Annotated in this window: 16 protein-coding genes; 5 read left to right on the plus strand and 11 right to left on the minus strand. The window is 65.5% G+C overall.

From position 1 onward, the window contains the following. Window positions 1–440: 440 nt before the first annotated feature. The 4 genes from prmC to AB7M16_RS21155 form a co-directional block, all read right to left on the minus strand. Window positions 441–1,322: a peptide chain release factor N(5)-glutamine methyltransferase gene (prmC, locus tag AB7M16_RS21140; protein WP_453945114.1), complete on the minus strand. Its 882-nt coding sequence runs from the start codon at window positions 1,320–1,322 to the stop codon at window positions 441–443. Between the two features lie 3 nt (window positions 1,323–1,325). Continuing rightward, window positions 1,326–2,411 carry a peptide chain release factor 1 gene (gene prfA / locus AB7M16_RS21145; protein ID WP_172788313.1) on the minus strand — a complete coding sequence of 362 codons (1,086 nt, stop codon included), beginning with the start codon at window positions 2,409–2,411 and terminating at the stop codon, window positions 1,326–1,328. 60 nt (window positions 2,412–2,471) lie between these two features. Beyond that, entirely contained in the window at window positions 2,472–4,739 is a 2,268-nt protein-coding gene (ptsP, locus tag AB7M16_RS21150; RefSeq protein WP_172789746.1) for a phosphoenolpyruvate--protein phosphotransferase, read from the minus strand. Window positions 4,740–5,113: 374 nt separating this feature from the next. Beyond that, complete coding sequence (locus tag AB7M16_RS21155) at window positions 5,114–6,370, minus strand: aspartate kinase (protein ID WP_212258936.1); 1,257 nt, start codon at window positions 6,368–6,370, stop codon at window positions 5,114–5,116. Between the two features lie 153 nt (window positions 6,371–6,523). Here AB7M16_RS21155 and AB7M16_RS21160 point away from each other — a divergent pair, with 153 nt between their 5' ends. The 3 genes from AB7M16_RS21160 (at window position 6,524) to AB7M16_RS21170 (ending at window position 8,775) form a co-directional block, all read left to right on the plus strand. Further along, a complete protein-coding gene (locus AB7M16_RS21160; RefSeq protein ID WP_212258935.1) occupies window positions 6,524–6,991 on the plus strand; it encodes a PH domain-containing protein in 468 nt (155 codons plus the stop codon). A 14-nt stretch (window positions 6,992–7,005) separates the two neighbouring features. Then, window positions 7,006–7,773: a bifunctional 2-polyprenyl-6-hydroxyphenol methylase/3-demethylubiquinol 3-O-methyltransferase UbiG gene (gene ubiG, locus AB7M16_RS21165; RefSeq protein WP_212258934.1), complete on the plus strand. Its 768-nt coding sequence runs from the start codon at window positions 7,006–7,008 to the stop codon at window positions 7,771–7,773. A 102-nt stretch (window positions 7,774–7,875) separates the two neighbouring features. Next, on the plus strand, window positions 7,876–8,775 hold the full coding sequence (locus tag AB7M16_RS21170) for an EamA family transporter (protein ID WP_453945115.1): 900 nt from the start codon (window positions 7,876–7,878) through the stop codon (window positions 8,773–8,775). On the opposite strand, the gene AB7M16_RS21175 is transcribed toward AB7M16_RS21170, so the two are convergent. The 4 genes from AB7M16_RS21175 to AB7M16_RS21190 are packed head-to-tail and all read right to left on the minus strand — an operon-like array spanning window position 8,772 to window position 11,246. Beyond that, the gene (locus tag AB7M16_RS21175) at window positions 8,772–9,254 is read right to left on the minus strand and encodes a DUF1178 family protein (RefSeq protein ID WP_212258932.1); all 483 of its coding nucleotides are present in this window, start codon (window positions 9,252–9,254) and stop codon (window positions 8,772–8,774) included. The two genes, AB7M16_RS21170 and AB7M16_RS21175, sit on opposite strands and share 4 nt — an antisense overlap. Further along, window positions 9,251–10,129, minus strand: coding sequence for a carbon-nitrogen hydrolase family protein (locus AB7M16_RS21180; RefSeq protein ID WP_453945116.1), 879 nt, complete (start codon window positions 10,127–10,129; stop codon window positions 9,251–9,253). Before AB7M16_RS21180 ends, AB7M16_RS21175 begins: the two co-directional genes overlap by 4 nt. Continuing rightward, window positions 10,126–10,401 carry a glutaredoxin 3 gene (gene grxC, locus AB7M16_RS21185; RefSeq protein ID WP_453947238.1) on the minus strand — a complete coding sequence of 92 codons (276 nt, stop codon included), beginning with the start codon at window positions 10,399–10,401 and terminating at the stop codon, window positions 10,126–10,128. The genes AB7M16_RS21180 and grxC overlap by 4 nt, the downstream gene beginning before the upstream one ends. 35 nt (window positions 10,402–10,436) lie before the next feature. Next, window positions 10,437–11,246 (minus strand): ComF family protein, encoded by an 810-nt coding sequence (locus AB7M16_RS21190; RefSeq protein ID WP_453945117.1) that lies wholly within the window; start codon window positions 11,244–11,246, stop codon window positions 10,437–10,439. A gap of 64 nt (window positions 11,247–11,310) precedes the next feature. Between AB7M16_RS21190 and AB7M16_RS21195 the strand changes: the two genes are divergently transcribed. Next, window positions 11,311–12,159: a methyltransferase domain-containing protein gene (locus AB7M16_RS21195; protein WP_453947239.1), complete on the plus strand. Its 849-nt coding sequence runs from the start codon at window positions 11,311–11,313 to the stop codon at window positions 12,157–12,159. Between the two features lie 116 nt (window positions 12,160–12,275). Here AB7M16_RS21195 and AB7M16_RS21200 read toward each other — a convergent pair whose 3' ends face one another. After that, window positions 12,276–12,686: a (deoxy)nucleoside triphosphate pyrophosphohydrolase gene (locus AB7M16_RS21200; RefSeq protein ID WP_172786525.1), complete on the minus strand. Its 411-nt coding sequence runs from the start codon at window positions 12,684–12,686 to the stop codon at window positions 12,276–12,278. A gap of 138 nt (window positions 12,687–12,824) precedes the next feature. Between AB7M16_RS21200 and AB7M16_RS21205 the strand changes: the two genes are divergently transcribed. After that, a complete protein-coding gene (locus tag AB7M16_RS21205; RefSeq protein ID WP_453945118.1) occupies window positions 12,825–14,150 on the plus strand; it encodes a TadE/TadG family type IV pilus assembly protein in 1,326 nt (441 codons plus the stop codon). 58 nt (window positions 14,151–14,208) lie between these two features. Here the strand turns inward: AB7M16_RS21205 and argJ are convergent, their stop codons facing one another. After that, window positions 14,209–15,450, minus strand: a complete 1,242-nt coding sequence (gene argJ, locus AB7M16_RS21210) for a bifunctional glutamate N-acetyltransferase/amino-acid acetyltransferase ArgJ (protein WP_453945119.1) — start codon at window positions 15,448–15,450, stop codon at window positions 14,209–14,211. A 100-nt stretch (window positions 15,451–15,550) separates the two neighbouring features. After that, window positions 15,551–16,459 (minus strand): peptidylprolyl isomerase, encoded by a 909-nt coding sequence (locus AB7M16_RS21215; protein ID WP_172786528.1) that lies wholly within the window; start codon window positions 16,457–16,459, stop codon window positions 15,551–15,553. Window positions 16,460–16,590: the final 131 nt, after the last annotated feature.

A 16,590-nucleotide genomic window follows, 5' to 3' on the forward strand; every position in this document is an offset into this window, starting at 1 on the left:
CTAAAGGTTGCACGCATTACTGATTGCTAGGAGTGACCTGGTGACAGCGGTTCACACGACTCGCGCGCACCGCACGCCAGCGGATCCAACCCTGCCGATGTTCGTCGACCGTCGCGTTCAACAAAGACGCGTTCCCCACCCGCCAGCATTCATCGCCAGCGAACCCATTCATTTCGCCTGCCGAAACAAGCCCAGCTTTCTTGCGTTAGTCTTCAGGCGCAATATCAGGCTTTCGTTCACGTTGCGGTCGGAGAGCAGCGCAGCTCACTGGCCAATCGCGCTCAACAGGACCTGCGGCTTGGAACCTGTAAATCAGTAAAGCTCTCGCCCGAGAGCCCGGCTTTCACCCGTAGGTCTACGGGGCCGGCACCGATGTGTTGACCGGAACGTAGTCGTTCCCACGGGATATTCCAAGAGCTTTTTGCGGGCCAATCCGGCTTTTATGGGGGCATTTTTCGGGCCGATACGGCCCGCGGAATGCCCACCAGGTCTGCCTTGGGTGGCCTGTCCAATGACAACGCGGCGGCCCTCATCAAGGTTTCAATATTTTGGGCCTGACCCTGTCCGGCCTCGACGACCAGGGCGCCGCCGGGGGCGAGGCGCTCGCTCGCCTGCGGGATCAGGGTGCGGTAGGCATCATATCCGTCGTTGCCGCCGTCGAGCGCCAAATGCGGGTCGTGCTCGCGCACCTCGACGCTCAATTTCGGAATTTCAGCCGAGGGAATATAGGGCGGGTTCGAGACGATGAGGTCGAACGGGCCACGGAGCGCGGTGGCGTAGGAGCAGGCGACGAAGCCGGCACGGCCGGCGAGGCCGAGCGCGGCGGCATTGTCCCTGGCGGTTATGAGCGCGTTCTGGCTGAGATCGGTACCGACGCCGAACGCATCCGGAATTTCGTGCAGCAGCGCGAGCAGGATCGCGCCGGAGCCGGTGCCGATGTCGGCGATACGCGGCGGGTGAGAGGCCTGTCGTTCGCGAAGAATTTCGAGCGCAAGCTCGACCACGGTCTCGGTATCGGGGCGCGGCACCAGGGTCGCCTCCGACAGGCGGAACGGTAGGCCCCAGAATTCGCGCGTCCCGAGAATGCGCGCCACCGGCTCGCCGGCGATGCGGCGCTGCGTATGTTGCGCGAGCCGCGATGCTTCGGCCGCGGTGAGGGGACGGGCCGCCTGCGCAATCAGGCCGGTGAGGTCGAGGCCGAGTGCCGCACTGATCAGGATGCGTGCGTCGAGCTCGGCTTCGTCGAGCCCTGCCGATCTCAGTTGCGCAGCCAGCGCGCGCCGCGCGCTCTCGATGGATTGCCCGGTGAAGAGGTTGCTCACGCCTCAGGCCGCCGCGCCTTGCGCAGCGAGCTGTGCGGCCTGGTGCTCCGTCGTCAGTGCGTCGATCAATTCGCCGAGCGCTTCACCCGCGATCACCTGGGGCAGCTTGTAGAGCGTGAGGTTGATGCGATGATCGGTGACGCGCCCTTGCGGAAAATTGTAGGTGCGGATGCGCTCGGAGCGATCGCCGGAGCCAACCTTCTCCTTGCGCTCGGCCGAGCGCGCCGCCTCGACGCGTTGCCGCTCGGCGTCATAGATGCGCGAGCGGAGGATGTTCATGGCGGAGGCGCGGTTCTTGTGCTGCGAACGGCTGTCCTGCATCATCACCACGATGCCGGTCGGGATGTGGGTGATGCGGATCGCCGATTCGGTCTTGTTGACGTGCTGGCCACCAGCGCCCCCTGCGCGCATGGTCTCGATGCGCAGGTCGTCGTTCTTGATGTCGACGTCGACGTCCTCGACCTCGGGCAGCACGGCGACCGTTGCCGCCGAGGTGTGGATGCGTCCCTGTGTCTCGGTGTCGGGGACGCGCTGCACGCGGTGCACGCCGGATTCGAATTTCAGCTTCGAGAATGCGCCGCGGCCCTGGATCTCGGCGATGATTTCCTTGTAGCCGCCGACCGTGCCTTCGCTGGCGGAGATCACCTCGACCTTCCAGCCCTGCAAGCTGGCGAAGCGCTCGTACATCCGGAACAGGTCGCCGGCGAACAGCGAGGCCTCGTCGCCGCCGGTGCCGGCGCGGATTTCCAGCATGACGTTGCGATCGTCCATGGCGTCCTTGGGCAGGAGCGCGACGCGGATCTTCTGGACCAGTTCCTCGATTTTCGGCGCGAGCTCGTCGCGTTCGGCTTCGGCCATGCTCCGCATCTCGGCATCGGTGGCGGGATCGGCGATCAGCGCCTCGGTGTCGGCGAGCTCCTTGACGGCGGAGCGATAGGCCTTCACCGCCTCGATCAGCGGCGTGAGCTCGGCGAGCTCGCGCGTGATCTGCACGTAGCGCTCGGAGGCGAGCTGCCCGAGCGATTCGGCCTCGAGCGAGGCGTGATGCGCGAGCAGGACGTCCAGTTTGGCTTCGGGAAGTGACGACATCGGTTCAGTCTCAAAGGGCGGAAGGGGGCGAGGGCGGCGGGAAAGCGGGCGATCGGCCCGCTACAACGCAAGGCCCTCGGCCTCGGCAAATTCCGTCAGCTTCTGGCGGATCGAGACGCTGCCCGCGGGTGCATCCAGCAGAGGGCCCAGCATCGCTTCGGCCTTCTTGGCGTCGAGGTCGAGCACCATCGCCTTGACCGGGCCGAGCGCGGTCGCCGAGAGCGAGAGCGAGCGGTAGCCCAGCGCAATGAGCGCCAGCGCGCCGATCGGCTTCGACGCCATCTCGCCGCAGAGGGAGAGCGATTTCTGCGCAGCGTGGGCTTGGCGTGCGATGTCGCGCAGCGCGCGCAGGATCGGCGCCGACATGGTGTCGAAGCGCTCGGACACCTTGGCATTGCCGCGGTCGACCGCGAACAGGAACTGGAACAGGTCGTTGGAGCCGACCGAGATGAAGTCGACTTTCTTCAGGAGCTCGTCGAGCTGGTAGAGCAGCGCGGGCACCTCGACCATGGTGCCGATGTCGATTCGTTCAGGCAGCGTGTGGCCGTGCTGGCGCAGATATGTCAGCTCGCGCTCGACCAGCGCCTTGGCCGAGTCGAATTCGGCGACCTCCGAGATCATCGGGAACATGATGCGCAGCGCGCGGCCGCCGCCGGCCCGCAGCAGCGCGCGGATCTGGCCGCGCAACAGGCCGGGCCGATCGAGCCCGAGCCGGATCGCGCGCCAGCCGAGCGCGGGATTTTCCTCGATCACCGCTTCCATATAGGGCAGCGCCTTGTCGCCGCCGATATCGAGCGTGCGGAAGGTGACGGGCTTAGGTCCGGCGGCATCGAGCACGGTGCGATAGAGCGCGAGCTGGTCGCTGGTGCGCGGCAGGCTCTGGCCGACCATGAATTGCAGCTCGGTGCGGAACAGGCCGATGCCGGCGCTGCCGGTGTCCTCGATATGCGGCAGGTCGATGGCAAGACCTGCGTTGATCATCAGCTCGACCTTCTGGCCGTCCCGGGTGACGCAGGGCCGGTCGCGCAGCGCCAGATACTGTGCCTGGCGGCGGGCGCGGAAGCGCACGCGCTCGGCGAAGGCGGCTTCGATCTCCTGCGACGGGCGCACATAGATCGAGCCGGACGTGCCGTCGACGATGATGGCATCGCCGGGATCGGCGATGCCGGGCGCGTTCGGCACCTCGCCGACCGCAGGGATGCCCAGCGCCCGCGCCACGATCGAAACGTGCGAATTGGCGGTGCCTTCCTCCAGCACGATGCCGCGCAGGCGCTTGCGGTCGTAGTCCAGCAGCGCCGCCGGACCCATCGCACGGGCGATGACGATGGCGTTGTCGGGCAATTGTTCGCGCGAGGGTGCGTGATCCTGGCCGACCAGCTGCCGCATCAGGCGGTAGCCCAGGTCTTCCAGGTCGTGCAGGCGGTCGCGCAAATAGGGGTCGGTCGAGCGCAGCATGCGCGCGCGGGTGTCGGACTGCACGCGCTCGACCGCGGCTTCCGCGGTCAGGCCGGTCGCAACCGCCTCGTGCAGCTTGTGCGACCAGCCCTGGTCGTTGGCGAACATGCGGTAGGCTTCCAGCACCTCGCGATGCTCGCCGCCTTCGGCGACGTCGCCGCGCTCCAGCATGCGGTCGAGATCGGCACGCAGCTTGGCGAGCGCGGTATCGAGCCGCTTGATTTCCTTCGGCAGGTCCTCGGCGATGTAGTCCTTGATGACGACGCGCGGCTCGTGCAGAACGACATGGCCGAGCGCAATGCCCTCCGACAGGATGGCGCCGACTTTCTGCGCCGAATGGCGCGCCGCCGGTTCCTGGCCCGGCTGGGCCAGCGCGGACAATTCGCCCGAGGCGATCAGCTCGGCCAGCACCATCGCGGTGGTCTGGAGCGCCTCGAGCTCCTCCTCGACGTAATTGCGCTTGGCGCGGTTCTGCACCACCAGCACGCCGAGCGTGTTACCGGCGCGCAGGATCGGCACGCCGAGGAAGGAGTGATAGATTTCTTCGCCGGTCTCGGGGCGGAACGAGAAGGCCGGGTGGCTCTGCGCATCGCTCAAATTGAGCGGCGTCGCCTCGCTGGCGACGAGGCCGACCAGGCCCTCATGGGCGCTGAGCACGGTGTGGTGCACCGCCTCGCGGTTCAGACCTTCGGTGGCGTAGAGCTCGAGCGTGTTGTCGATGCGCAGCACGTAGACCGAGCACACTTCGGCCACCATGTTGGCGGCGATCAGCACCACGATCTTGTCCAGCCGCTCCTGGGCCGAGACCTGCTCCGCCATGGTCTCGCGGAGCCGTCTCAACAAGACGCGGGGACCTCCCGACGCGCTCCGCATGAACCGTCAATCTCCTCCGTCTGCCGGGCCCGGCGGTATCGGCCGGCGGCTGGACCAAAATTCCAGAAAAACAATCAAATTGTTTGTCCGGCGCAGGCACAAGCCCAAAATCCACGGGAAATTTAGCGCTCGTACCGAATCAGCGCCGCCTGAACTGGGACACAGTCTGCGGCAGCCCACCCTGTCCGCCGTATAGCGAATTGAGGCTTGTTTTGCCAAGCAAAACGCCTGCCAAACGCGAAGGTGTGTATACCTTCGCGTTTGCTGCGACCGCTAAGAGAAAATTAGCCTAAGCTTGGTCCGGAAAAGTGCGAAGCGGTTTTCCGGAAAGACCATGCTCAAACGGCAATCTGAAGCGCGACGAGGGTCGCGCTTTAGGCTTGGTCGAGGCCGTAGAGCGTGTGCAGGGTGCGCACCGCAAGCTCGGTATAGGCGGTATCGATCAAAACCGAGAATTTGATCTCGGAGGTTGTAATGGCCCGGATGTTGATGTTCCGTCGGGCGAGCGCCGAGAACGCCTGGGCGGCAACGCCGGCATGGCTGCGCATGCCGCTGCCGATTACCGAGATCTTGGCGACGTCGGTGGCGGTATCGAGCCGCGCATAGCCGATCTTGGCCTTGGCGGCGGTAATCGTGTCCTTGGCACGGGTGAAGTCCGCGGCCGGTACGGTGAAGGTGAGGTCGGTGGTCTTGCCGTCCTCGGAAACATTCTGCACGATCATGTCGACGTTGATGTTGGCATCGGCCAGCGGGCCGAAAATCGAGGCCGCAACGCCGGGCTTGTCCTCGATCTGGCGCACCGAGATCTGAGCCTCGTCCTTGGAGAAGGCGATGCCGGTGACGACGTGGTTTTCCATGATCTCCTCCTCGCCGCAGATCAGGGTGCCGGGCGGCTGGTTGGCATGCGGGTCGATATCCTCGGGCTTGTCGAAGCTCGAGCGGACGAAGATCGGCATGTTGTGGACCATGCCGAGTTCCACCGAGCGGACCTGGAGCACTTTGGCGCCCTGCGAGGCCAGTTCCAGCATGTCCTCGAACGCGATCTTGTCGAGCCTCTTGGCCTTCGGCACGATTCGCGGGTCGGTGGTGTAGACGCCGTCGACGTCGGTGTAGATGTCGCAGCGGTCGGCCTTGACGGCAGCGGCGATCGCCACGGCCGAGGTGTCGGAGCCGCCGCGGCCGAGCGTGGTGATGCGACCCGTCTCGGGGTTGATGCCCTGGAAGCCGGCGATGACCGCAACCTCCTTGCGCTCCCTGAAGCGCTTGATGATCTCGCCGCCGTCGATGTCCTCGATCCGGGCCGAGGCATGGGCGTCGCTGGTCTTGATCGGGATCTGCCAGCCCTGCCAGGAGCGGGCCTGGATGCCCATGCCCTGGAGCACGATGGCAAGAAGACCGGACGTCACCTGTTCGCCCGAGGCGACCACGGCGTCATATTCGCGCGCGTCGTGCATCGGTGAGGCCTCGGTGCACCAGGCGACCAGCTCGTTGGTCTTGCCAGCCATCGCCGAGACGACCACGGCCACTTCGTGGCCGGCATCGACCTCACGCTTCACATGGCGTGCGACGTTGCGGATACGTTCGATGTTGGCGACGGACGTGCCGCCGAATTTCATCACGAGGCGGCTCATGACGACGCGTGCATTCCTTCATAAGGATCAGTATGGTGGCCCGCACTGGACGGGTGCCTCGCGGACACCGACCGCGCGTATACAGAGCGGCGGGGCCGGGGGCAAGCGGGTTCCTGCGGGGGCCGGGGCGGGGGTAGTGGGTTAACCGAGATCATGGCGCGTTACATCGACGAGATCCTGCAGCCCGGCGAGCGGGTGCTGTATTCGACCAATGCGCACTGGATCTTCTACTTTCCGGCCATCGTGGCCTGGATCGCGGCGCTGGCCCTGCTCATCCTGTCGCGACAGGCGACCGTCGACTGGCTCGTTCTGCTTTGCCTCGCCGCCGCAGCTCTCGCGGCGCTGGCGGGCCTGTATTGGACCGTGAAGGGCTGGTTCCATCGCTTCACCACCGAGACCGACGTCACCAATCTCAGGGTCGTGCACAAGACCGGCTTCATCAAGCGCCGAACCTTCGAGATGGCGCTGGACAAGGTCGAGAGCGTCGACGTCGACCAGACCATTCTTGGACGTATTCTCAACTACGGCGACGTGACGATTCGAGGCGTCGGCGAGGGGATCGAGACGATCAAGACCATCGCCTCGCCGCTCGCTTTCCGTAGTTCGATCACCACGCGGTAGGACCGCGCCCAACCATGAGCATGCAGCAAAATACTTCCCTCTCCACCCAGCCGGGCTCGACCGTCGACGCCGCCGAGATCGCGAAATTCTCAAAGCTCTCGGCGGAGTGGTGGGACCCGAAGGGCAAGATGGCGCCGCTGCACCGGATCAACCCGCTGCGGCTCGGCTATATCCGCGACGCCGCCTGCCGCAAGTTCGAGCGTAATGTACGAAGCCTGAACTGCCTGGCCGGCCTGCGCGTGCTCGACATCGGCTGCGGCGCCGGCCTGCTCTGCGAGCCGCTGTCGCGCCTCGGAGCGCAGGTCATCGGCATCGATCCCTCCGTGAGCAACATCGCGGCGGCGAAGCTGCATGCCGACAAGAGCCATCTGGCGATCGACTATCGCTGCACCACGGTTGAGGAGATCGACCCGCGCGAGCGCTTCGACATCGTGCTGGCGATGGAAGTGGTCGAGCACGTCACCGACGTCGGCGTCTTCCTGAAGCGTTGCGCCGCGATGCTGAAGCCGAACGGCCTGATGGTGGTCTCGACGCTGAACCGCAACTGGAAGAGTTTTGCGCTCGCCATCGTCGGCGCCGAATACGTGCTGCGCTGGCTGCCGCGTGGCACGCATGAGTGGAACAAGTTCGTCACGCCGGACGAACTGACGAAATACCTGCTCGACAACCGCCTCGTCATCACCGAGCAAACCGGCGTCGTCTACTCGCCCTTCGCCGACAAATGGTCTCTGTCGTCCGACATGGACGTGAACTACATGGTGGTCGCTGAAGCGATGGTGTGAGGCTATCGGTCGGCGCGAGCATCGCTCCTATGACGTGGGCGTGATTGACCTGCTTGAGCGCAAGCGGCAGGTTGACTGTCTCTTCCTCGCGCCCGCCATCCCATGTTCACCATCGCCAGCCTCTGGATTCCCTTCACCATCATTGCCGCGCTCGGGCAGGTCGCGCGCAATGCGATGCAGCGGTCGTTGACCAAGCCGCTGGGGACCTGGGGCGCGACCAATATCCGCTTCCTGTTCGGCTTTCCGTTCTCGCTGCTGTTCTTGGGGTTGGTGCTGCTCGCGACTGGCGATCATCTGAGCGCGCCGCCGACCGTGTTCTGGCCGTGGCTGCTATTGGGCGCGCTCAGCCAGATCGTCGCCACCGGCCTGATGCTGCTCGCGATGAACGACCGCTCCTTCGTCGTGACGACGGCCTACCTGAAGACCGAGGCGATCCAGACCGCGATCTTCGGCTTCGTCTTCCTCGGCGACCACCTGACCTGGCTGAAGGTGCTGGCGATCGTGATCGCCACCATCGGCGTCGTCATCACCGCGCTCCGCCCCGGCGGCGAGAAGAGCTTTGCCGAGCTGAAGCCGACCATCACCGGCCTCGTTGCCGCGGCGGCCTTCGCGCTCTCCGCAGTCGGCTTTCGCGGCGCCATCATCAATGTGCCGGATGTCTCCTTCGTGACCGCGGCGTCGATCACGCTGGTGCTCGGCCTGTTCGTGCAGACGCTGGTGCTGACGATCTATCTGCTCTGGCGCGCTCCAAAAGTGCTGGAGGCGATCCTCGGCCTGTGGAAGCCCTCGATGCTGGCGGGCTTCACGGGCGCCCTAGCCTCGCAATTCTGGTTCCTGGCATTCGCGCTGACGGCCGCCGCCAATGTCCGAACGCTCGCTTTGGTCGAGGTGCTGTTCGCACAAGCCGTCGCCTACTACTCGTTCAAGCAGCCGATCGCGCGGCGCGAGATTCTTGGCATCGCGCTGATCGTGATCGGCGTGGCGGTGCTGGTGGGGGCCTAATTCCGGTCTTCCGGCAGGGTCGGCAGCGGCGACACCTCGATGCCTTCCTCGATCAGCGACTTCGCTTCTTCGGGCGATGCCTCGCCGTAGATCGGGCGGTGCTCCTTGTCGCCGTAATGCATGGCCCGGGCTTCGTTCGCAAAACGCTCGCCGACATTGTCGGCGTTCTTGACGATGTGATCGCGCAGCTCCTTGAGCTTGGCGCGCAACTCGCGCTCCTGTGCCATCAGCAACGAGGTCGGCCCTGACGGCGCAGCCTCGGGCGTGGTCGCAGCCACTGGCTCCGGCGGTGGCGTGGCGCGCCCGCGCCCTTTCTTGCCGACGATGCGCGGCGCCATGATGGCCTTGCCGACCTTGGCTGAGCCGCAGATCGGGCAGGTCACGAGCTTCCGCCTCACCTGCGAATCATAGGCCGACGAGCTCTGGAACCAGCTCTCGAAGTCGTGGTCGCGGTCGCAGCGTAGCGCGTAGCGGATCATGCCGATCCCCGCACGAGGTGCAAATGGTCCGGTCCCGCCTTGGGATCGGAGACGCCGAAGCGGCGGCCGTGCTGGAGCGAGGGAATCGCCCGGCGCGCGGTCTCGACCTTGGCCGGATCGATCTTGGCCATGATGATGCCGGGCTCGACGTCGCCCTCGGCGAGGATCTCGCCCCAGGGGTCGATGATCAGCGAGTGACCATAGGTCTCGCGCTTGTTCTCGTGCAGGCCTGCCTGCGCCGCGGCAAAGATGAAGCAGCCGGTCTCGATCGCGCGGGCACGCAGCAGCACGTGCCAATGCGCTTCCCCGGTCTTGCGGGTGAAGGCCGACGGCACAGTGATGAAATAGGCGCCGCTTTCGGCCAGCGCTCGGTACAGCGCAGGGAAGCGCACGTCGTAGCAGATCGTCAAGCCGACGCGGCCCCAGGGCAGATCCGAGATCACCGCGGTCTCGCCCGGCTGGTAATTGGCGGATTCGCGATAGCTCTCGCCGTCCGGCAGCTCGATGTCGAACATGTGGATCTTGTCGTAGCTCGCGAGCACGTTGCCCTCGGGCCCGATCAGGAAGGAGCGGTTGACCGCCTTCTCCGGCGAGAAGCGCAGCGCCAGCGAGCCGACATGGAGGTGAATTTTCAGCTCCGCCGCGAGCGCCCGGTAGGCCCTTAGCGAGGTGTCGTCCTCTTCGCTCTGGAGATGCTCGAACAGCGCCTTGCGGTTCAGCTGCATCATGTTGCTGACCTCGGGTGTCTGCACGTAATCGGCGCCAGCGGCCGCAGCCTGCCGGATCAGCTTCGTGGCCTGTTCGAGGCTCGGCCCGGGCATCAGCCCGGTGCGCATCTGCACCATGGCGGCCGTGAACGTGCGGTTCTCGCTCATGACGTGGCCTTCACGCTTTCGAGCATGCCATCGAGCTTACCTTCGCGGTCGAGCGCATAGAGGTCGTCGCAGCCGCCGACATGGGTGCCGCCGATCCAGATCTGCGGGAAGGTCGAACCCTGGCCGGCACGGCCGTACATGTCCTGGCGCCAGGACGGGTTCTTGGCGACGTCGAACTCGGTGAAGGCCGCCTTCTTGCGGGTCAGCAGCGACTTGGCGGCGGAACAATAGCCGCAGCCCGGCCGGGTGTAGATCTCGACAGCAGCAGTCATTTCGTCTGGCGCTTTCATGACATGAATTCGTTGAATTATATGGGACGGGGGCCGCTCTCGACAACCCGGGCAAAGACCAGCACGTCGACTTGGGCCGCCTTGGCGCGGAGCAGGGCTCGCGCGCAGGCATCGAGCGTCGCCCCTGACGTCAGGACATCGTCGATCAGGACAACGCGGCGGCCCTGGACCTCGGCCCGACGGTCGGGAGATACCTGGAATGCGCCCTGCACATTGGTGGCGCGCTGGGCCCGTGACAGGCCGATCTGCTGCTCGGTGGCACGCACCCGCCTCAGCACGTCGCCTCGTACCTTGACCCCGCCCTGCCGCTCGATCACACGGGCGAGGGCTCCGGACTGGTTGTAGCGGCGCCGCCAGGCCCTTCGCCAATGCAGGGGCACGGGCACCAGCATGTCGGCGCCGGTCAGCAACTCGCGCCCCGCGCGCGCCATCCAGCGGCCCATGGCAGGCGCCAGATCGGTGCGGTCCTGGTACTTCAGCGCATGCACCAGCGAGCGTGCGACGTCGTCATAGCGCACAGCCGCGCGGGCCCGCTGATAGGCTGGCGGGCTCGCGATCGCCTCCATCGACAGCATGTCGGGGCCGGGATCATAGACGAAGGGAATGCCGAGCCGCGGGCAATAGGGCCGTTCGATGAACGACAGCCGGGCCCAGCACGAGGCGCAAACGCCTTCGCCGTCGACCGGCTCGTGGCAGGATACGCACTGTGTCGGCAGCGCGATGTCGAGCGCCAGCCGCGCCGCCCGCGCCAGCACGTGGCGGCCGGCCGTCCACGCGGCGCGCAGCGGTGCAGCGATGGAACGGGAAGGGGCGGTGTCGGCTTCCATGTGGGGAGGCTAACGCTGCACGCGGCGGATTGCCAGAACCGTGGAGATCGGCGTAACCAGCGGCATGGCCCAACACCCCCAAACCCCGCCTGCTTTGTTCGATCGCGCCTTGCTGCAAGCACGGCAGCGGCGTGCGCAGGCGCAGGGTGCCGTGACCTTCCTGCTCGACCGCGCTGCCGAGGACATGTCCGACCGGTTGGCGGCAGTGATGCGGGAGTTTCACGCTCCGACCGATCTCTGGACGCCCGGCGTGGGGCTGGTGGCGTTGCGCACGCGGCTTCCCGCCATCGAACACATCGCGCTCGACGCGGCCGGCGCGGAGAGGCTTCCCTTCGCGCCGGAAAGCCTGGACCTCCTCGTCTCGGCGCTGGCGCTGCAATTCGTCAACGACCTGCCGGGCGTGCTGGCGCAGATCCGGCGGGCGCTGAAGCCGGACGGGCTCCTGCTCGCCGCGATGATCGGCGGCGACAGCCTCACCGAGCTGCGGCAGGCCTTTGCCGCGGCGGAAGCCGAATGCGAGGGCGGCGTGTCGCCGCGTGTCGCGCCGTTTGCGGACCTCCGCGATATCGGTGCGCTGCTGCAGCGGGCGGGCTTTGCCTTGCCGGTGACCGATGTCGATCGTGTCGTGGTGCGCTATGGCAATGCGTTCGCCTTGATGCAGGATCTCCGCCGCATGGGCGCGGCCAATGTGTTGATCGAACGCCGCCGCACACCGAGCCGGCGCGCGACGCTGTTGCGGATGGCCGAAATCTACGCGGAGCGCTTTGCCGATGCCGACGGCCGCATCCGCGCGACGTTCGACATCATCTGGCTCTCTGGCTGGGCGCCGCATGCGAGCCAGCAGCAGCCGCTGAAGCCAGGATCGGCGAAAGCGAGCCTGGCGGAGGCGGTGAAGAAGGCCGGGAAGGAGTGACGCGTGTCCCGGACGCGCTGCAGCGTTCTAACGCTGCTGCGCAGAGCCAGGACCCGGTCTGCGCCCTGGGGCCCCGGCTCTGCAGCGCTTCGCGCTGCGTCCGGGGTACAGTGCAATCACATCAGCAAATCGATCAGATGCGGGATCAGCGGAATATCCGCCGGCGGCATCGGGTAGTCGCGCAGCTTGTTGGCGCGGACCCAGGCAAGGTTCTGGCCTTCGCGTGCGGTGACCATTCCCTCCCAACGCCGGCAGATGTAGAGCGGCATCAGGAGATGGAAGGTCTCATAAGCGTAGCTGGCGAAGGTCAACGGCGCGAGGCACGGCTCGGCGACTTCGATGCCGAGCTCCTCATGCAGCTCGCGGATCAGGCTCTGCTCCGGCCGCTCGCCCGGTTCGCACTTGCCGCCGGGGAATTCCCAAAGGCCCGCCAGCGCCTTGCCTTCGGGGCGCTGCGCGATCAGGACGCGTTTGTCGGCGTCGACGAGCGCGCAGGCCACCACCAGTGTCAGTTTGAGATCGGCCATGCGTGGTCGTCGCTCGCTGATGATCGTCCGCAACGGTTTGTTAACCTCGTTGCGGTCCATGTTTCCAAGGTCTCCATAAGTCATATTTAATCCACGGTTCCTAGTGTGGGAACGCTTAAACCACACCAGGTCCGACCCATGCGCACTGCGCTTTCCGTTCTCTTCCGCCGGTTAGTCCACGACCGGCGCGGCAATATCGCGGTGATTTTTGCTCTCGCCTGCGTTCCGGTGATCAGTGCGATCGGCTGCGCCATCGATTATTCGCGCGCGACGCTGACCCGGTCCAAGCTTCAGGCTGCCGCCGATGCGGCCAGTGTCGGCTCGATCGCCAAGGCCTCGCCCGGCTTCAAGGCCGCCGGCAACATGACTGCGGACGGCTCCATTTCGGTCGGCGTTACGGACGCCCAGAACATCTTCGATGCCAATCGCGCCAATCTGACCGGCTACACGCTGACGGGCCTCACGCCGACCGTGGTCAAGTCCGGCTCGACCGTCACTGCGACGGTTTCGTTCACCGCAACTATGAACACCATGTTTCTCGGCGTGATCGGCAAGTCCGCGATGACCTTGAGTGGCACGTCGAAGGCGACGGCCAGCATGCCGCTCTATATCGATTTCTATCTGCTGCTGGACAATTCTCCGTCGATGGGTGTCGGCGCGACGCCGAGCGACGTGCAGAAGATGGTCAACAACACGTCCGATAAGTGCGCTTTCGCCTGCCACGACCTCAACGACAAGAACAATTATTACGACCTGGCCAAGAAGCTTGGCGTGACCACCCGGATCGACGTACTTCGGAGCGCCACGCAGTCCTTGATGGATACGGCAAACGCCACTCAGACCTATTCAAACCAGTTCAGAATGGCGATCTATGATTTCGGCGGCTCTGCAAGCTCGCTCGGTCTGCGCAGTCTGTTTTCGTTGTCGTCCTCTCTCTCCAGCGCCAAAACGGCGGCCGGCAACATCGACTTGATGTCGGTGAACGGCCAGAACGAGAATAACGATCAGGATACCCCATTCACCGCGGTCTTTCCTGCGATCAACGGCCAGATCAGCTCCCCCGGAAGCGGCACCTCGTCCAGTCCGCTCAAATACCTGTTCTTCGTGTCCGATGGCGTCGCCGACGAGAGTAACACCGGGTGCCTGAAACCGCTCTCGGGCAGCACGCGCTGCCAGTCACCGCTCAACCCTGCGCTTTGCAAGACGATGAAGGATCGCGGCATCAAGATCGCTGTGTTGTACACGACCTATCTCGCGCTGCCGACCAACTCCTGGTACATGAAATGGATCGACCCGTTCAATGCCGGCCCCTATGGCCCGTCGCCGAACAGCCAGATCGCACAGAACATGGAGAGCTGCGCTTCGCCGGGCCTGTATTTTGAGGTCAGCCCGACGCAGGGCATCTCGGACGCCATGAACGCGCTGTTCAAGAAGGCGGTTGCCGACGCAAGGATCTCGGGGTGATTGCTTGGACGCATTCCGGGTTCTCGCTTCGCGAGCCCCGGAATGACACCGTGAGGCCCTACGACCTGTAATCCCCGTTGATCGCCACATATTCCTTGGTGAGATCGCAGGTCATGACGCGGTCGCGGCCCTTGCCGAGGCCGAGCGAGACCAGAATCGCGATCTCCGGCGCCTTCATCGCTTCCGACACCTGGGCCTCGTCATAGGACGGATCGCGCGCGCCGCTTTTGGCGACGCGGATGCCGTTGAAAGAGATCGAGAGCTTGTCGCGATCGGCGGGTTCTCCGGCCTTGCCGACGGCCATCACCACGCGGCCCCAATTGGCGTCCTCGCCGGCGATCGCGGTCTTCACCAGCGGCGAGTTCGCGATCGACATCGCGATCTTGCGGGCGGAGACCTTGGTCTTGGCGCCCTCGACGGTGATCCGGACCAGCTTGCGCGCGCCTTCGCCGTCGCGGGCGACCTGCTCGGCGAGATTGGCGAGCACCTGGTTGAAGGCCTTGACGAAGGTCTTCAGGCGCGGATCGCTGGCGCGGCTGATCTTCGGTGCGCCCTGCGCGGCGGCAGCGCCGGTCGCAAACGCCAGCAGCGTGTCGGAGGTCGAGGTGTCGCCGTCGATCGTCACCGCATTGAACGTGTCCTCGACGCCGGCCTTGAGCAGGGCCTGCAGTGCGGCGGGCGCGATCGGCGCGTCGGTGAAGATGAAGGACAGCATCGTCGCCATGTCGGGTGCGATCATGCCGGCGCCCTTGGCCATGCCGTTGATGGTGACCTTGGCCTTGCCGAGCTTGACGGTCGCGGTCGCGACCTTCGGGAAGGTGTCGGTGGTCATGATCGCCCTGGCCGCGGCGAGATAATCGCCGGGCTCGGCGGTTTCGGCGAGACGGCCGAGCACGCCGTCGAACTTGGTGGCGTCCAGCGGCTCGCCGATCACCCCGGTCGAGGCCAGGAAGATCTCGCTCTCGCTGCAGCCGACCGCCTTGGCCGCGATCTTCGCGGTCAGCGCGGTCGAGGCGCGGCCGGTCTTGCCGGTGAAGGCGTTGGCATTGCCGGAATTGACGACGAGCGCGCGCGCCTTGCCGCCCTTCAGCTTGGCGCGGCACCATTCCACCGGGGCCGAGGGGCACTTCGACTTGGTGAAGACGCCGGCGACCGCAGTGCCCTTGTCCATCACCGCCAGCAGCACGTCGGTGCGGTTCTTGTAGCGGATGCCGGCTTCGGCCGTCGCAAGACGGACGCCCGCGATCACGGGCATATCAGGGACGGTTTTGGGGGCGAGGGGAGAGACGGAGGAGGACATCGCGGGCGCCTTGGTAGGGTCTGGACATGCAGATGGCCGGGGGAGCCCCGGCCATTGCGACGTTAGATACTCTTGGCGTCCGCGAAGTGACAGCGAATTCTTACTTCTTCGCCGGCGGCGCCATCTTGCTGTCTGACGGCTTGGCGTCCTTGGAGGCATCCGCCGCCGGCTGGTCCAGCCGCTCGACCTTGGCTTCGGTGCGCAGCTTGGCGACATACTCGGCCTGGGCCTTGCGGGTCACGTACTGCTCGATCTGGGCCTTGACCTGCTCGAAATCGGGCGCCTTGCGGCTGCGCTTTTCCTCGACCTTGATGATGTGCCAGCCGAACTGCGACTTCACGGGGTCGGAGATCTTGCCGGGTTCCAGCGAGAAGGCCACGGCCGAGAATTCCGGCACCATCTGCTCCTTGGTGAAGAAGCCGAGGTCGCCGCCGTCGGCGGAGCCCGGATCCTTGGACTTCTTCTTGGCGAGCTCGGCGAAATCGGCGCCCTTCTCGAGCTCGGCCTTCACCGCCTTGGCCTCGTCCTCGGTCTCGACCAGGATGTGGCGGGCGCGCACCTCCTGCTCGCCGGTGATCTGCTTGGAAGCCTCCTCATAGACCTTCTTCATGGCGTCCGGCGTGGTGGCGGCCTTGCCCTCGTTGGCGAGCAGGCTGTCCATCAGAAGCCGGTTGCGGGCGAAGGCGAGCCGCTTCTTGAACTCCTCGCTGTCGGCGATTTTCTTGTCTTCGGCAGCCTTGCTGACGATCTTCATGTCGATCAGGAACGAGAGGACGTTCTCATCCTTGGTCGCCGGGTCCATCTGGGCGAGGCTCGGCCCGAGCTCCTCCTCGGCCATGGTGACGTCGCTCTTCTTGATTTCCGCGCCGTTGACCTTCGCCAGCACCGGATCATCGGCGGCCCGGAGCGGGCCCGCAAACGCCAGGGACAGCGCCAGGGCGAGGCTGCCAGCCAGGGCGGACGCGTTGCGGAAGCGCTGGCCGGTGATTACCGGGAACGAGGCGGTCATGGAAAATCCTTATGTTGAAGCAGGGGGCTGCTCGAGCGGGGCGGACACTCGCCCAATCAGGGGGGCTTGGCAACGCGAAAAGTCTGTCAAAATGATGAATTAGCCGCAATGCGCCCGCCGTTGACAAGGCC

Source organism: Bradyrhizobium sp. USDA 372, from assembly GCF_053629095.1.

Excerpts from the sequence above, each read along its gene's own strand:
- prfA (WP_172788313.1), bottom strand. The coding sequence starts at position 2,411 with ATGTCGTCACTTCCCGAAGCCAAACTGGACGTCCTGCTCGCGCATCAC.
- ptsP (WP_172789746.1), bottom strand. The coding sequence starts at position 4,739 with ATGCGGAGCGCGTCGGGAGGTCCCCGCGTCTTGTTGAGACGGCTCCGC.
- AB7M16_RS21155 (WP_212258936.1), bottom strand. The coding sequence starts at position 6,370 with ATGAGCCGCCTCGTGATGAAATTCGGCGGCACGTCCGTCGCCAACATC.
- AB7M16_RS21160 (WP_212258935.1), top strand. The coding sequence starts at position 6,524 with ATGGCGCGTTACATCGACGAGATCCTGCAGCCCGGCGAGCGGGTGCTG.
- ubiG (WP_212258934.1), top strand. The coding sequence starts at position 7,006 with ATGAGCATGCAGCAAAATACTTCCCTCTCCACCCAGCCGGGCTCGACC.
- AB7M16_RS21170 (WP_453945115.1), top strand. The coding sequence starts at position 7,876 with ATGTTCACCATCGCCAGCCTCTGGATTCCCTTCACCATCATTGCCGCG.
- AB7M16_RS21175 (WP_212258932.1), bottom strand. The coding sequence starts at position 9,254 with ATGATCCGCTACGCGCTACGCTGCGACCGCGACCACGACTTCGAGAGC.
- AB7M16_RS21180 (WP_453945116.1), bottom strand. The coding sequence starts at position 10,129 with ATGAGCGAGAACCGCACGTTCACGGCCGCCATGGTGCAGATGCGCACC.
- grxC (WP_453947238.1), bottom strand. The coding sequence starts at position 10,401 with ATGACTGCTGCTGTCGAGATCTACACCCGGCCGGGCTGCGGCTATTGT.
- AB7M16_RS21190 (WP_453945117.1), bottom strand. The coding sequence starts at position 11,246 with ATGGAAGCCGACACCGCCCCTTCCCGTTCCATCGCTGCACCGCTGCGC.
- AB7M16_RS21195 (WP_453947239.1), top strand. The coding sequence starts at position 11,311 with ATGGCCCAACACCCCCAAACCCCGCCTGCTTTGTTCGATCGCGCCTTG.
- AB7M16_RS21200 (WP_172786525.1), bottom strand. The coding sequence starts at position 12,686 with ATGGCCGATCTCAAACTGACACTGGTGGTGGCCTGCGCGCTCGTCGAC.
- AB7M16_RS21205 (WP_453945118.1), top strand. The coding sequence starts at position 12,825 with ATGCGCACTGCGCTTTCCGTTCTCTTCCGCCGGTTAGTCCACGACCGG.
- argJ (WP_453945119.1), bottom strand. The coding sequence starts at position 15,450 with ATGTCCTCCTCCGTCTCTCCCCTCGCCCCCAAAACCGTCCCTGATATG.
- AB7M16_RS21215 (WP_172786528.1), bottom strand. The coding sequence starts at position 16,459 with ATGACCGCCTCGTTCCCGGTAATCACCGGCCAGCGCTTCCGCAACGCG.